6 protein-coding genes are annotated in these 16,313 nt (G+C 65.8%); 2 read left to right on the forward strand and 4 right to left on the reverse strand.

The features are described from left to right. Positions 1-186: 186 nt before the first annotated feature. Both ACFY1H_RS42465 and ACFY1H_RS42470 read right to left on the reverse strand, forming a co-directional pair. On the reverse strand, positions 187-7,086 hold the full coding sequence (locus ACFY1H_RS42465; RefSeq protein ID WP_386955846.1) for an RHS repeat-associated core domain-containing protein: 6,900 nt from the start codon (positions 7,084-7,086) through the stop codon (positions 187-189). Between the two features lie 60 nt (positions 7,087-7,146). After that, positions 7,147-11,358, reverse strand: a complete 4,212-nt coding sequence (locus ACFY1H_RS42470) for a LamG-like jellyroll fold domain-containing protein (protein ID WP_386955847.1) — start codon at positions 11,356-11,358, stop codon at positions 7,147-7,149. Positions 11,359-12,134: 776 nt separating this feature from the next. On the opposite strand from ACFY1H_RS42470, the gene ACFY1H_RS42475 reads away from it, so the two are divergent. Next, positions 12,135-13,475, forward strand: coding sequence for a recombinase family protein (locus ACFY1H_RS42475; RefSeq protein WP_386955848.1), 1,341 nt, complete (start codon positions 12,135-12,137; stop codon positions 13,473-13,475). On the opposite strand, the gene ACFY1H_RS42480 is transcribed toward ACFY1H_RS42475, so the two are convergent. Further along, positions 13,462-13,755, reverse strand: a complete 294-nt coding sequence (locus tag ACFY1H_RS42480) for a hypothetical protein (RefSeq protein WP_386955862.1) — start codon at positions 13,753-13,755, stop codon at positions 13,462-13,464. The two genes, ACFY1H_RS42475 and ACFY1H_RS42480, sit on opposite strands and share 14 nt — an antisense overlap. Positions 13,756-13,894: 139 nt before the next feature. On the opposite strand from ACFY1H_RS42480, the gene ACFY1H_RS42485 reads away from it, so the two are divergent. Continuing rightward, positions 13,895-14,281 (forward strand): tyrosine-type recombinase/integrase, encoded by a 387-nt coding sequence (locus ACFY1H_RS42485; RefSeq protein ID WP_386955861.1) that lies wholly within the window; start codon positions 13,895-13,897, stop codon positions 14,279-14,281. Positions 14,282-15,468: 1,187 nt separating this feature from the next. Here the strand turns inward: ACFY1H_RS42485 and ACFY1H_RS42490 are convergent. After that, positions 15,469-16,313 (reverse strand): hypothetical protein (locus ACFY1H_RS42490; protein ID WP_386955849.1); only part of this gene is annotated, 845 nt, incomplete at its 5' end.

The raw sequence follows: 16,313 nt of genomic DNA on the forward strand, positions 1-16,313 counted from the left end.
CGCTCCACAGAGAGGAGGGGGACACGTCGCCACCTCTCGAGTTCTCGGCGTGTCGGACCGAGTCCCCAGCATCATCACCTGACCGCACGCATTGGAAGTCGCATCCGCTACGGGAGAACCGTACCTGATCTGGACAACCTCCAATCGAGGCTCTGGCAGCAGAAATCTACCGCCAGAGCCTCGGCATTACGGAAGATAGCCGCCGATTGGTACATCTATCTCCGGGTCTCTTCGATTCAAGAGCGTGACGCCCCTGCTCTTCAACCCCTCCATTACCGTTTGCTCTATTCGGCGAGCCGTAGTCGCCTTCACACCATTTGATAGAGTCAAGAAGGTGACGTTCTCAACATCAGCCGGGCCATAGCCACGTGATCCGACTGCGTGCTTGGCGCGCATAGAGGCTGCGACACGGCTGTTGATGTTCGTCGTAGACATTCCCACGTACTTGGTGCCGTCATTGAGATGAATGGTGTAAACGCCCGGCTGCTCAGGAACGTTGAATGTGCTAGCAGGTCCGCAATTGTGGACCAGGACCGGCGTGGTACCCGCGATTACATAGTACGTGTGAGTGGTGTCGATGGTGAGGTTGTAGGTGCGGAAGCTGCTGCTGTAGCGGTGGAGGGTTTGAATGGCCGCGTGGCGGTCACCAGGCGTGTCGAGCAGGTCGCCGGGCCTAAGGTCGGTGGCGTCGGTCCAGGTGTGGGTGGTGACGTCGTACCACAGGTGGTGGGCGGTGGAGGTGATCTTCTTCGGGCCGGCGGGGGTGGTGATGGTGACGTCGGTGAAGTCGCGGTCGGTGTCGGTGATGTGCAGGGCGGTGACCGTGTGGATCTCGGTGTTGCTGTTGTCGGGTTGGGCGTTGCGGACCTTGTCGCCGACCTTGATGTCCTCGATCGGCTTCTTCGACCCGTCGGCCATGAGCACGGGGGTGTCTCCGGCGAAGCTGTTGGCCGGGATCTCGCAGGATTCCGCAAGCTCTTCCTCGGCGGCTCGGCCTTCGGCCTCGATCCCGGCCTCGGCGAGGTGTTCACCGCCGACGATGGCAAGTTCGGCGCCCCTGGCCTCGGCACCGCCGGGCACGAAAAAGATCCCGACCTCGGCAGCGCCCTTGAGGCATCCGAGGACGTCGGGGTCACGGAAGCAGCCGTCTACGACGTCCTTCGCGCCGGAGTACTCGTATAGGGCCTCGCCCGCTTTGGCGAAGAAATGTCCAACACCGCTCAAAAAGCCGCCGAAGCCTGAATCATTGTCATCGTCCGACCCGCCGCGCGACCCACCGCCTGATGCGCCGCGAGCCTTCTGCCCTGGCTGCTGGTGCCCGCCGGAGGGAGGAGTTCCATTGTTGGCAGGATGCTGTTGACTCGCCCTGCAGCCGCAGATGTTCGAGTCCAGATCACTTTTCCCGCCGCAACTCCAGCCGCCGTTGCGGCAGGCGTCGCCGCCGCCGAGTTTGCCGCCGGGAAGGTGGCAGGCGCCGTCGGGGCCCGAGCACAGCCCGGTCGGGTCGGACTGGCCCACCGGGTCGTCGCTGGCGTAGGAATAGCCGTTCATCTGCTGCGGGCTATCGGTGTTCAGCACCGGGTCGACGGTGGTGAAGCGCCCGGTCAGGGGGTCGTACTCACGCGCGCCGAGATGGGTCAGGCCGGTCGTGGCCTGGTATCCGCCCAGGTAGCCGTGCTTGTCCGGCCAGGTGGACGGGGCCGGGCCGCGGGCCACGCCGTAGGGGTCCTGCCGGCGTTGGGTGACGGCAAGGGTGTCAGCGTTGACGGTGGCGTAGGTGGTGTTCTGGGTGTCGGTCATCGACCACGACAGCCCGGTCTTGGCGTTGCGCTCGGCGACGGGTGCGCCGTTGAACGTGTAGAACCGGGTCCCGACCGTGCTCGAGGTCCCGGTCGCGCGGAACAGCTCCAGATCGTTGAGGGTCAGCGTGGTGCCGGTCGGGTCCTTGGTCAGCAGGAGGTTGCCGTCGGCGTCGTAGGTGTAGCTGGAGACCTTGCCGCTGGAATCGGTGGCGGTGGCGATGTGGCCTTCACCGTCGTAGGTGAAGGTCTGCCGCGTGTCGCCGGTTCCCTGGGTGAGGGTGCGGCCGGCCGGGTCGTAGGTGTAGTCGGAGTGGGTGCTGCCGTTCGGGCCGGTGGTGTCCAGGGCCTGGATGGCGTGCGGTTGGGGCTGCCCGGCGGCCGGGTAGGTCGACGTCGCGGTGGTGTCGCCGGTCGCGCCGTGCTGGGTTTGGGTGAGGCGGTTACCGGTCGAGTCGTAGGTCCACGACGTCCAGTACGGTGCGGCACCGCCCAAGCCCGTGACGCTCGGGGTGCTGGCGCAGTCACCCGAGGCCGGGGTGAAGGCCTGGGTCACGCGCTGGAGGTAGTCGTAACTGAAACATTGGGTATCGGACGCGGCGCCCTGAGGGGTGTCGGCGATGGAGGTGGTGTTGCCGGCCGCGTCGTAGTTGTAGAAGCGGTTGGCGATCATGAAGTTCGACGTAGTGGCCCGCTCGGCCAGAGTCGTGGCCAGGCGGTTGGTGCCATCGGCGTAGGTGTGGGTGACCGAGATCTGGTTGGGCAGGGTCGGATCCTGGTAGTTGGTGCGCAGAACCTGCCCGTAGGGGTTGTAATCGGTCTCGGAGACCAAGAGAGTGCCGATGCTCGACGCGTCCTGGTAAGTAATCGGGCTGTCCAGGGAGTCGTAGCCGGTGAGCATGCTCTCGTCAGGCACACCGCCCGCGGCGGGGCTGCCGAAGGAGAGCAAAGCGTCGCTGAGCGGGTCGTAGCGCCACGAGAAGGAGTAGTTGCCGCCGAACCCGGTTTCGGTGATCGGAATGGTGTACCGGGAGTTGGTGAGCCGGCCCGCGGTGTCATAGCTGACGACGGTGTTGGTGTAGGTCTTACCGCCGGCGAAGCGGCTGGAGCTGGTGGGCTTGTCCTTCAGCACCGTGTCGTAGGTCCACGACGCCAGCTTGGTTCCGCTGGTGGAATCTTGGTATTCGGCGGTTATGCGGCCGAGGTTGTCGTAGGTGTAGGCGAGGGTGCGGCCGCTGGCGTCGGTGCTGGACAGCATTCGCCCGTCGTTGTCATAGGTGAAAGAGCTGGCACCGGTGTCGGGGTCCGTGGCCGAGGCTTTCCGGCCGAGCAGGTCGTAGCCGGTGGTCCAGGTGTTGTGGCCGGTGGCGTCGGTGGTCGAGGCGAGCTGACCGTCGTGGGTGTAGGTGTAGCTGGTGACCTCGGCAGGGTCGCCGGGGTTGGTGTGGGCCGGGTCTTTGTACTGCGCCAGCTGGACTTTCTGTCCCAAACCATTGGTGACGACACTGCTGGCGGTCCCGCCCTGGGGCGGGATCGTGGTGGTGCGGTCACCGTCGTAGACGGTGGTGCTGCGCCACTGTTCCACGCCATACAGCTGATAGGCCGACGCCGTTGCGCGCCCGGCGCTGTCGAAGGTGGACACCGTCGTGCTCGGAACCGTGTTGTCCGCGACCGCCAACAACGTCGTCGACGGCCCGGAGTCGCCGTTCCAGTAGGCGTCGTGGGTTTTCCACGCCCGGCCCTGCGAGTCGTAGAACGAGTCCGTGACGACACGGCCCCCTTGCGCATACGAGGTCGGGGCCTGTGTTTGCACTGTACGGCCGAGCCCGTCGACCAATGCGTAGCTGGTGGCGTACTTACTGCTGGACAGCAGCGTGTTCGTGGCGACGACGCTGGGCTGGGTGTTGCTGACCGTGTAGGTGTAGGTGGTTTTGGCCGGGGCGTTGGTGCTCTTGCTGTGTCCCGGTGGCCATACGGCGGTCAGCCGGCCCAGGGCGTCGTAGGTCGCGTCGGTGCGCAGCCCGCTGTTGTCGACCTCGCCGGTGGTGGCGCCGGTGATCGGGTCGAGGAATCGGGTCGAGGTGAACGTGGTGGTGTCGGTGCCGCTGACCTGGGGTGTGGTGGTCGCGACCTGAGTGAGGGGGCCACCGGTGGCCGGGGTGAACGCGGTGGTGGTGGTCAGGCCCAGCGCATCGGTCGCCGACACCGCGCGGCCGTAGTTGTCGAAGGTGGTGAGGGTGGATGGGGACAGGAAGTGCTCCGCGCCGCCGGCGGGCCAGGAGTCGATCGTGTCGGTCTGGGTGACGTCGCCGACCGTGGGCGCGGCGCCGAAGGGCTGGTGGTCGAAGTAGGACCGGGTGTCGGAGACGATGGTGGCGCTGCTCGCGGGCGTGGCGCAGGTGCCGGACGTCGTCTGGACCTGGCTGACGTAGTTGATCAGGTACGCCGTGGTGTTCGGGTTGTAGGTGGTGCGGGCGCAGGTGGCCTGGTTCGGATCGGCGATGTCGCCGTCGTCTTCGACCTGGGTGACGAGCCCGTAGTTACCGAAGGTGTTTATGGTGCGGGTGGTGCGCCAGCTGTTGGTGGCGGCGATCCACGTGCGGGTCCGGGTGGTCCCGGTGCCGGTGTAGAAGGCCTGTGTGCCGTTGGTGTTGGTCGCGTTCGCCGCGGAGATCCACGGGTCGTTGATCGTGTCGGTGATGACCTTGCCGTCGAGGTAGGTCAGGGATTCCCGCGTGAAGCTGGGCAACGCCGTGCTGTCGGGGATGGTTTCGCCGATGCTGTCGGTGACCGACGCGCTTCGCTTGCCGCCGCCGGGCAGGGTGTCCCCGTCCATGCCGCGCAGGTACAGCGTCTGGGTGACCGTCGGCGGTCCGGACGGGTCGCTGGTGGCCTGGCCGACGGTGGTCTTGACCGTGCCGTAGCCACGCCACATCGACCAGGTGCGGTTCTTCGGGTCGGACAGGTAGTTCTCGTCGTAGTGCCAGGCACCGCCGCCGAGGTAGTCGTAGTGCGTCACGGTTTGTTGTGACAGCGCCGACCCGGCGCCGCTGCTGCCGGCGATGCGGCCGTCTTCGGTGATGTCGGTGACCAGGTACTTGTTGAACCAGTCCAGCACCGGGTCGGTCGCACCGCCCGGTGTCCAGTAGACCGGGTAACAGGCCAGCGTGTTCGCTTGCGGGGCCGGCATGGTCATGCCGGGGGTGCACTGCGGGTCGGCGTACTTGACCGTGGTGACGCCGCCCTCCTCGTTGGTGACGGAGTCGATCCGGTTGCGGGTCAGCGCGGTGTAGTCGGTGCTCGGGTTGACGCGGTTCGCCAGGGCCTTCGGGTGGAAGGTCACCGGCGGCAGGCTGATCGAGCCGCCGGCCTTACCGGTCTGGGTGATCGAGTCCAGCCACATCGAGGGGCTGGACCCGTCGCCACTGGCGGGGAACGATTGGGCCAGCGCCCACTGGCTCACGGTCTTCCAACCGGTGCCACCGTCGGTGACCTGCGTGCTGACCCCGGTGACCCGGCGGCGGGAGAAGAACGCCGGCGACACGTTGGGACACGCCGCGCCTTGCGTGCACAGCTGGTCGGCGGGAACGTCCGGCCAGGACGCCGCGTTGGCGGTGGTGAGCTGGGCCGGGTCACAGGTGATGGCGCCGCTGGGCACGCACCGTTCGGCCGTGTCGAACACGATCTGGTCGGGTGCGTGCGTGTACACGCTCGCGACCCGCGTGTTGAAGCCGTACTCGATGCGCAGCAGGTAACCGCCGCGCATGTACGACGTGCCGGCGCTGGTGGTGTTCAGGTTCAGCCCGTAGTAGTTGGTCTCAGGCTGGTAGTAGAACGTCGTGGCGTTGCCGTGCGGGTCGACCACGTAGTCGAGGTTCCAGCGCCACGCCTGCTGACACCACGACGCGGCGAACGTGGCCGCGTTGCACGGTTCACCGGCATTGTTGCCGAAGACCGGCTCCGTCCACGTGGACTGGGTTTCGGGGTTGCCGGCCTGCCAGCCCGGCAGGTGGTTGAGCCCGAAGAAGTACTGCGTGCCGTCCACAGTGGTCAGCTTCCAGTGCTCGCCGCCCTGGGCACCGTTGCTCGCCCCGGTCACCTTCTCCACGCGGGAACCGTCGTCGGCCCGCAGGTGCCAGGTGCCGGTGGCGGTGTCCTTCACCAGTTCACTGGTCCGGCCCGCCAGCGACAGCGTCGCGTTGTCGGTCGCCCAGCACAGGTCACCGGTTTTCGTCTGGCCGTTGTTGCCACCCAGATCGTCGCCGCACGACTTGTACGACCGCTCGATGTACCCGCCGCCGCCGAGGGACCAGCCGTCACCGATTTCCGAAGCCTGGTTGTTCGTCGCCGACGTCAGCCCGTCGACGGCGCCGGAGGAATACTGCAGCGTCACCGACGGCGCCGGCCCACCCAGCCCCGCCGGAGCCGACAGCGGGTACGAGTAGTCAAATTCACCCGAGGAACCACCGGCGGTCCACGACCCGGCCGGCGACAGCTTCGTCGCCTTGAAGTCGCCGCCGCCGCTGGAGGTGTCCGGCGTGGCCGCGAGCACCGTCGCCGTACGGGACGACATCGGCGCGAGGGTGACTTCACCGGCAAGCTGTCCGGTCTTGGCGTCGTTGGCCGAGTCGACGGGTGTTCCCGTGCGGCACTCCGGCTTCTCGGGCGTGCTCACCACACAGGCCGGATACTGTTCGAACCGCAGCCGGCTACCGAAGTCGGCACCATAGGCGCCGGCGAACGACCGGTAGTCCACGATGACCTCGACCGGCCCGGACGTATCGCCCGACACCGGGGCGACCTGCACCAAAGTGCCCCGGATACCGGCCTTGTCGGCCACCGCGTGATCCACCGTGGTGACCTCGACCTTGGCCGCTTCGTGCTTCTGCGGCGCTTCAGCCGCCGTCGCACTGTAGGCGCCGGTCCGGCTGTCGCGACCGTGCCCGCGGGTCACCGACACCTGCTTCCCGGCCGCCACCCTCTTCGGCGACGCGCCACCCTGCGCGGTGGCCGGCAGATCCACCTGGGCCTTGCCCGCGGCGGGCCAATGCACCGCCGGAACAGGCGCCGACGCGGGAGCCACCGGCGCAGTGCCGGACAACGCCTTCACATCCTTGCCCGCCACCGAGCGCTCGGCTTGCAGCGCGGGCAAATCCCATCCCAACCCGTGCCAACCGGTCGGCGCCGCGACCGCGTCCTGGCTCGACGCCAGCATGATCGCGGCGACCGCGACAGCCGTCGTGCGCACCCACCGCTTGATCCGAAAACCCCGTCTCGAGACGGTCATGATGGTCATCACCCTTGTCTGCACAGGTGGAACACAAAGAGGAAGAAGGCCACTGATCGACTAGATGTTCCGGCGACCGAACGTCACGCCAGGATCGTCCGTTTGGGCGTCAACGCTCAGATCCTTGGCTGTGCGAAGACCCTGATACACGCGCACGCCAGCAACACCGCCATACCACTGGTCGGAACGTTGGCCGTTCCACACACCACGTCCGATGAACAGGTCACCGGTACTGGCCCGGCTGGTGACGCCCTGGCCACTGGCCGTCCCCAGGTAAGAATTCTGCTTTTTACCGTTGACGTAGAACGCCATCGTGCCGGTGGACGCGTCGTAGGTGGCCGACAGATGAACCCACGTGTTGTCGACAGCATCGGCGTCACTGACCGCCCACCACGCTCCAGGGTCGGTAGGCGACGAGCTGATGAGCATCGTCCACTTCGGATGCGCGACACCATTCGCATCAGGTAAAGGGTGATACCCGAGCAACTCGGCGGAGAACTGCGGATCATCCATCCCCACTACCGCTCGCCCGTTCGGGTCGATCGCGCCGTGCGCGGCCACGTCATCGGCAGTCCAGGAGTGATACACCCACGCTTCGACGGTGTAGGACTTTTCCGTGCGCAAGTTCGCCGGCCGGCCCGCATCGATCTGCCCAGTCCCGGACCCGTCAAACCGCGCGGCACACGCGTTGTCGTCCGAGGAAAGACTGACACCGCCGGAACCCGCCCCGGTCGTTGTGCTGACCGTGTCGAAAAAGCGGTCGCCATACAGGCCCGCGACCTGATCATCGGTCAGCACCTGGCCCCACGCCTGAACCTGATCGACCGAACCCTTGAAGAAGTTCCCGACACCGATGTTCGATCCAACCGTGAACGCGCCCTCGGCGCTCCACACGGTAGGCACGGTGTTCTGGCCTTCGAGCTTCCCGTTGACGTACAACCGGACCCGCATCGACGACTGGTCGAACACCCCGGTCAGCATGGTCCAGGCCCCGACCTGCGGTGGCTCGGTCCCCAACGCCCAGTGGTAGTTGTCCACGGTGTCGTCGTCAGCCGTGGTCATCCCGAACACCCACCGGTTGACATCGGGCGAATAGCGCAGCTGGAACGCCGCTGTGTGCTGTCCGCCCTGGGTGAACAGTGTGTAGTAGCCGTTCGCGTCGTCCAGTTTGGCCCACGCGGACACGGTGAAGGACTGCGTCGTGTCCACCGCCGCAGCGGCGGTGGCGTAGCCGGTGGAACCGTCGAAGTGGACGGCGCCCGCGTTGTTACCGGTCGTCCAGTCGTAACCGCCGTTGAGAGTCATGATGTTGCCGAACGCGCTCGTGTCATTGGCGGTGCTGCCCGTGCCGTCGTCGAAGGCCCAGTTGCCTTGCAGCGACGGGATTGTCGTGTTGAGGACGTCGGTGCAGCCTTCCGCCAGGCCGTACTTCGCCAGCGGTACCGCGGCGTTGGCAAGATCGTGCGCGTCCTGCGCGGACAGCACCCGCTGCCACACCTGCACGTCGTCCACCTGACCGGCCAGGAAGTCAGCCCGGGCCCCGTTGTACTTGCCCGCCCCGATCACCAGGTTCCCGGCTGCGCCCCAACTCGTGATGACATTGGTGGACTGCTTGGCGCCATCGACGTACAGAGTCATCGTCCCCGTCGACGCGTCGTACGTGCCTGCCACATGGGTCCAGACCCCGAGCACCGGGGGCTTCGTCGACTTCGCCCGCACCACACCGGCGTTGGCCTGGTCGGCAGACAACATGCTGAACGCCCACGCGTTGTCGTCCTTGGAGTACTGCAGATAAAACCCGCTGCCCTGGTTGCCGTCCTGCGAGATCACGGTCTGGAACCCGTTGGTGTTGGCCAGCTTCACCCACGCGCCCACGCTGAACGACGTCGTCGTGTCCAGCACCGGACCGCTGGTGGTGACATAGCCGCTGGAGCCGTCCAGGGTCAACGCGCCCTTGGTGCCTTCGCTGTAGCCGGCGGTGTCAGGGTGGGTCCAGGCGTTGCCGTGGTCGTAACCGGCGACCCAGTCACCACCGGCGATCAGGCTCGCGGTGTGCACGGCCAGGCCGTCGTTGTTGGGCGTGGTATTCGCGGTGTCGGCCAGGATCCGGCCACCCATCTCATCCAACGGCCACGCCCCCACCAGGCCCACGGACGGGGTGTAGGGCTGCACGTGGAAGGAACAGGTCGCCGCGTCGAGGTTGCCGCTGGTCACGCAGGTCGCGTCAGGGCCCGGGGTGCCGGCCTTGTTCACCGCCTTGACCTTGATGAAGTTCTGGTTGCCGTTGATCGCCAACGCGGACAGGTCAGCCGTGGCGACCAGATTGCCGTTCGCATCCGTACCCTGGGTCGCAGTGACGCTGGGCGAACCCTGCGGCTGCGGCTCCGAACCATCAGTGGTGTAGATGAACCGGGCGATATCGTAGAACCCAGCAGTGGCCATGCTCGCCGAAACGCTGAAATGCACGCTGTCGTTCTGATGCTCCGGCGCCGTGCCGGTCATGCTCACCGACGGCGCCAGCGGCACCGCCGAGTCGACGGTGAACTCGCAGTTGCCCACCCACGGGGACGACAGCTGGCCGTCGCTGACTTCCATTGACCAGTTGTAGATGCCATCGCCCGCGATCCACCCGCTGGGGACAGCCGCGAGCTGCGCGGTCGCCGCCTGGTTCGGGCCCGGTGTACCGACGGTCACGGGAGTGCCGCTGTTGTCGTGGACGTTGGTGCTGCTGCCCGCGGTACCGGCGCCCACCTTGAACCCGGCCTGCAGCGTGCCGCCGTCCGGATCGGACACCGACCCGGCCAGCTGGGGCGTCTTCGTGGCCACCCACGGCCGATTCGCGCCCTGGACGCACTTCCCCGTGCCGTTCTGCATCGACAGGTTCGCCGGCGTGTTCGGGTAGGAGTCGTAGTCCACCTGGAAATACGGGTTCAGATCGAACCGGCGCCACGCGTCGGTGGTGCCCTCGTCGCGGGCCGCGAGGACGAACCAGGCGCTCTGCCAGTGGTTCGCCGCCGCGTCCTGCGCAGCCTTCAGCGCGTCGAACTGCCCGGCGACGTTCGGTGCGTCGTGGCAGTTCGCGACGTTCATGTCCGACACCCAGTACGGCCAGCTCGGCTGCTGGTTCCACGTCGTGTTGCTGTTGCCCGGGTTCGAGATCCACAGGCCAGTCGGCGCAGGGGTGCAGCTGTAGCTGTGCTGGATCGTCGTGTTCAACGTCGCGGACTTGATCACCGTGCCACCCAGGCGCGAGGTGTTCATCTGGATGTAAGACCGCGACGTCCCCGCGCTGTCGTAATCCTCGTACCCGGCCTTCAGGTTCGAAAGATCACCCGTCGACGCGTTCCAGTTGTGCGCGTTCGGGAACCCGGACTGCACCACGACGTGCGATTGGATGCCGCAGGACGTGCACCAGTTGTCCGGGTCAAGGGACACTGGGTACTTCGTGTTCGGGTCGGCGAGGAACGCTTCGTCCGGGCTGATCGTCACCTTGTCCGGAGTTAGCGCGAAGTCCATCACCGCCTCGCGCCGGCCGCCGCCTTCGCCCAGCTGCTGCTCGGCGGTCGAACCCTCACCGGAGGAGTCCCACATCCTCGATGCGTCACCGGCGAAGATGACGTCGCCGCTGGAGTTCTTGACTTCCAGACCGTCCGTGGGCGCGGTCTGGGCCGGCGTACCGCGCCCATCGCCTTCGGCCACCGACACGGTCGCGTTCTGGGTGTACAGCCCGAACGGCACGTCCCGCAGCTGGGGGTTCTGCGCCGCTTCGGGGGTCTTGATGACGAGATTCTCGGTGTAGCCCTCGATCGCCGCCTTGACCGTCAGGTCGACGCCCGGAAGAACCTCCGAGTATGTAGCGGTGTCCCCGGCGAGGGTGGGCGCCGGCAGGTCGCTGGTCCACTTCAGACCGACCTCAGTGCCGTCTTCTCCCGCCTGGACAATGGGCTTCGCCGCGGAACCAGCGCCGCCCGGGTTGAGGCTGACGTCCACCGCGACGGCCTTCGGACCGATCGAACCGTCGGGTCTTCGCTCGAGCGTCGTATCGATCGGGGTCCAGCTTGCGCCCTGCTTGACCCGCACGGGGTTCGTGTACTCGGTCAACGTCCACGAGCCATCAGGGTTCGCAACCGTCTTCGACGTCTCCGTGGTCTCGGAGGAGACCTCAACCTGCTTGTCGCCCGCCCGGGCATACGCCGTCGCGGTGGCCTCATCCGGCGCCGAATCCGGCACATTCGCAGCCGTCGCGGCCAGAACCGGCTGCACCACAGCCACAGAGCTCAACACCACCGCAGCCGTCACGACAACAGCGCGCCAGCGCACACCAACAGAACGCACAACATTCCCCTCGCCAAGAGCACCAGCCAACCTGCTGGGCCCCCGACGAACCCAAGATCACTCTGCCAAACAGCATTACTTACGGAAATAGACCAAGCGGCGTATTCAACGGATCTTGGCTGTGCACCACAACACACACCGAAAGCAATAAAAGAGCAAATAAGACAAAGGACGCCAAAATTCAATCTGGTTGGGACCAGAGCCACCGCCGGCCGCACTCCGCTGCGACAGGGCGACAGCTCCACGCATGCCAAGTGACGCAGCGGCGATGGCCCCTCCGCTCACCGGAACTGTCCGGCCGATCGGGGCAACCGGCCCCGGCACCTGCAAGCCCAAAGCCAGGCTTCCGAGCGATCACCACCCCCGGCCAGCCCCGGAACGGCGGCAATCGACCAACGACGCCGGACCGCGCCAACGTCGAGCCGACGCCACCGCCTGCACCGGTGACCAGCAACGCGCTGCCGTCCCTGGTCACAAGCCCGGTCGAATCCCTGCGACCAGACGAGGCGCAAGGCGTCGAGTTCAAAGAGCCACACACGGCCATAACTACGACGTCTGGGCAGACCCTCATACACCCAACCCGCCAATGCCTCGGCTGCGCTGTTCGGGCGAACGTAGCCAGGCTCACCGTCATGGCCCCGGAACTGGTGCATCGGTTCATCGTGCCCCCTCCTCGACCACTGCCCGGGTCAGCGCCATCCTCAGCAGCGACGGTGGACGTGCTCGCGCAATGGATGACCACCGGCAGACCCACCCAGCCCTCTCCCCCACCCCACCCCAACAGCGGGTTGCGATTCGCCTTCTACGGCCGCACCTCAACCCTGCGCCATCAAGACCGCGTGTCCTCCCACGGCTGGCAACACGACATGGCCGACCACCTCATCACCGGCCACGGCCGAATCATCGCGGACTACTTCGACGCCGGCACCTCACGCCGCACCCCCTGGCCACAACGACCCCAAGCCGCCCAGCTCATGACCACGATCGCCAGCACCGAGCCGGCGATCGACGCGATCGTGGTTGGCGAGTATGAACGCGCCTTCACCGAAGGCCAGTTCGCCACGATCTACGCCTGGTGCACCCGGCACGGCATCCAGCTCTGGCTACCCGAAACAGACGGACCAGTCGACCTCGGCAACCGTGACCACCGCGCGCTCATGGCGCTGCTAGCCACCCAATCACAACGCGAAGTCCTCCGCGCCCGCCACCGCGTACTGGCAGCCATGCACAACCAAGCCACCCAACAAGGCCGCTACCTCGGCGGACGACCCCCCTACGGCTACCAACTCGTCGACGCCGGACCGCACCCCAACCCCGCCGACGCACGCTGGGGCCGGCGCCTCCAACGCCTCGCACCCGATCCTCGAACAGCACCACACGTGAGCTGGATGTTCCGGCAGCGCCTCGCCGGGCACAGTGTCGCCAGCATCGCCCGGCATCTCAATGAACGCGGGATCCCCTGCCCATCCAGCGCCGACCCCGAACGCAACCGCCACCGAACCCGCAGCGCCTGGACACTACGCACCGTCGCCGTCATCCTCGCCAACCCTCGCTACACCGGACGCCAAACCTGGAACCGCCGCGCCAATGGAACAGGCAATCCGAGATCAACGCCGGCGCTGTCGACCGCGGCTGCGCACCCGGCGCTCGTCACAGAGCAGGATTTCGTCGCCGCGCAGCAGATCCGGGCACCACGACCGACCAGAGACAACCGGCCTCGCCAGTTCGCACTCGCCGGCATGATCCACTGCGGCGTTTGCCACCGACGTCTGGACTCTCACTGGAACCATGGGCGCCCGACCTACCGTTGCCGTCATGGCCACACTAGCGCTCAAGGCGCAACCCAACCCCGGCCGAAGACCTTGTACGTTCGCGAAGACCATCTCATCGAACAGATCAACATCCGCGTCGGTCACCGAAGCACCGAAAGTCAAACCACGCCCGAGCCTGACCGAACACGGAGCAGTCGCGTCGCAGCAGAGCTACGGGACTCAGGAAGGCTGATCATCTTAGACAGCACCGGATGGCGACTCGAAACGATCAACTCGACCTGAGCCCCGCACCAGACAGAAACCCCAAGATCGCGTTTCGCGATCCGTGGGGTAATACTGTGTCCGAGACGATCTTGCTCGCTAACCACAACGCTTTCCTTAGGCTGATCGGGCGAGACCAGGTCTCCTTGTGCACATGCACGTCCGCCCAGACAAACGGCCGCGGCACCAGTTCGGCGTAGCTGGCGAAGCCAAGGGACCTACCCCACCCCGCCAGCTCCTCAGGCTTCTCGCCGTCCTCATTGGCCACGCCGATCGACGTCAGCGCCGGCACTGCCAGCATCTGCCGCACTCTCCAACACACGCGCACCCACTGCTACACCACCCCACCCCCCAAGACGATCAGCTCGGACACCGTCTCGCCCTCCAGGCCGCGCCGTGACTGGCGGCCCCGCGAGAAGCAGCAGACCGACGCGGCGTGGGTGGATAAAGGCCCAGTCTTCACCAGCTCAGACGGCCGCCCCATCCAACCCGTCACCCTCACCCGGCACTTTAACGCGCTGCTCTGCCGCTCCCGTCTACGGACGATCCGATTCCACGATCTGAGACACCCGACCGCGACACTCCTCCTGGAACACGGCTTCGAACTCGTCGTCATCAAGGATCTTGGGGTCACGCCCACATCGCGTCACCGCCGACGGAGTATGCCCACGTCCGACTCCTGCTCCAGTGTGACGCCATCGATCTCCTCGGTCACCCGCTGCGCAACCCCTAAGCCGCCTCCGAGCCGGACGACGGCGACGACCGGCAGCTCCGTGCAGCGCCAATCCGCTGGCGTTGCCATCAACTACTGCCGCCACAGCCACTGAGCCCCGCCTGACGCAATGCCGGCAGGTCCAGTGGCAGAGAGCAACTGCGATACTCAGTCCTGCTTCGCCTGGGAACGCTTCACCTTTGTCTTCGCGATGTCGATATCCGACTCGCGAGCACTCAGACGAAGTTGTCCACCGCTGGTATGTCCGCCACTTACCACCAGGATCTCAGCACCCACACTGGGCCACTCGGCTTCCTTCAAGGGGAGGTCATGGACCAACACGCGATCCACAACACCAATCTCCCCTGATGGAGCCCTTGCCCTGAGCCCATACGGCACCTTGGCTACGACAATGGCGAGAACGAGCTGCCACCTCTCCAGTCGATCAGAAGGTTCCATCACGGGCCGCTCCAGGGAGATCTAGTGAACTCGTTGAACTCATCAAATATCTCTGCATGAATCACGTACTCCATGTGCTCGCCAGTCTCGACCCTGAAGCCAGTTCCGTGAGCATCAACCGACACCTTAGCCCATTTAAATGCGGTTTTCTCGTTCCCGAAATGTGCACACCCGTCATCGCCGTCGGCAGTTCGCGGAAAGTTCGCAGGGTCCAGGATACTCATACGCTCGTATTGATCAGTACTCCCAGCATTCGTGTGTTTTCGAAGCCAACCATTCGAAACATTCCCACGACCACAACACGAGCCGGAGACCCGCCGGGTCGATCCACCCCCGGCGACGTGGATCTGTCTTCATTTCACCGGCGTACGCCTCCGCACTCGCGCGACTCGAACCCCGGCACCGAACCAATCGGCACGCCCGCACGGCGGTACCGGACCCGGCACGAACTTTGGCTCGTCTGCCCGACCCACGCCATGATGAACTCCACACCACCAGATCCCTCGATAAGGCTGTACCAGCGGCACCCCGGACGCGAGCCAGGCCGACAATCAAATACCGCAACCTTCCCACCCACTGCCCGAGCAAGAAGCAGGTGACCGACGGGTACCACTCCAACCCGACCAGCCACCTCGCCCGCCGAGGGCTTACGTTACAGGAAGCACCGGCGCGCATCCGCCATCGGATCCCTTCGATCAGCTGCCGCTTTGCTTCACGACGACGGCCGACCCCGGCCGCGACGGCGCGGGCCGCAACGGCTCCAGGGCTGTCCACTGCCATCGGTCAGATTGCAAACCGCCCCGTCACCGCTAGGGTGTTCACGAAGGCTCCGGTGTCCAGGCCCTAGTTCCTGACACGGCTCCAGAAGTTGGCGACCGCCTCGTCTGCAATGACACGCTTGCGCAGCTTGTCCAATCCGTGGATTCGCACCCGCAGGACAGCCCTGCCGCCCGCTGAGAACGGCACGAGCTTAGCGCACCCTGTCTCCCTCAGAATGCGAATGAAGTCAATCCACGCGGCGGGTCCGTACATGTGCTGCCATCTCGGCTTGTCCTCGGCGGGTGTCAAATTCTGCTCGTAGACCACGACGGAATCGACCCGGCAGGCGATGTTGTCAAGGAAGTACTCGACAGCCTCCTCGAACACGCTCCCGGTGTCCGGCGTCTCAACGCCCGGCACGGGGGCGCCAAGTTCGTACAGTGCCTGCTGCACCTCGTGCGGCTTCTCCAAGTAGGAACTCGGGCGCACCAGCTGCGACACTGTCGTCTGTTCGAGCACGGAGACACCCCGCAGAGGGGAATCCTCGCTGTTTACCCACAAGGTCTCGATCGTGCAGTCAGAAAATCTCAGCTCGCCCTGACCTAACGACGGCAACCGCAAGCCCCCGAAATCGCAGTCTACGAACGCGGCCTTACCAATGTTCACACCGGTCAGGTCAAGGTCTTTGAAGGTCGCGGTGGCGATCTCGACGTCCGCGATCACGCCGAGCGAGCGTATGCGGAATTCCCACAGGGAGCCCAGGTTGGCGCGGAAAGTCGCGGCCATGCGCTCCTGTTTGTCTGGGATGTCAGTGATCGTGGCCGCGAGGAGCACTGATGCGCCCCGGGTCTGGTGCAGCTCTCGTTGTCTGTCACCGAGCCCGGGTAGGCTCGAAGGGTTGATCGTAGCGTGACGCTTGGTGGCCGGCT

The organism is Amycolatopsis sp. NPDC001319 (genome assembly GCF_042896185.1).
Lineage (GTDB): Bacteria > Actinomycetota > Actinomycetes > Mycobacteriales > Pseudonocardiaceae > Amycolatopsis.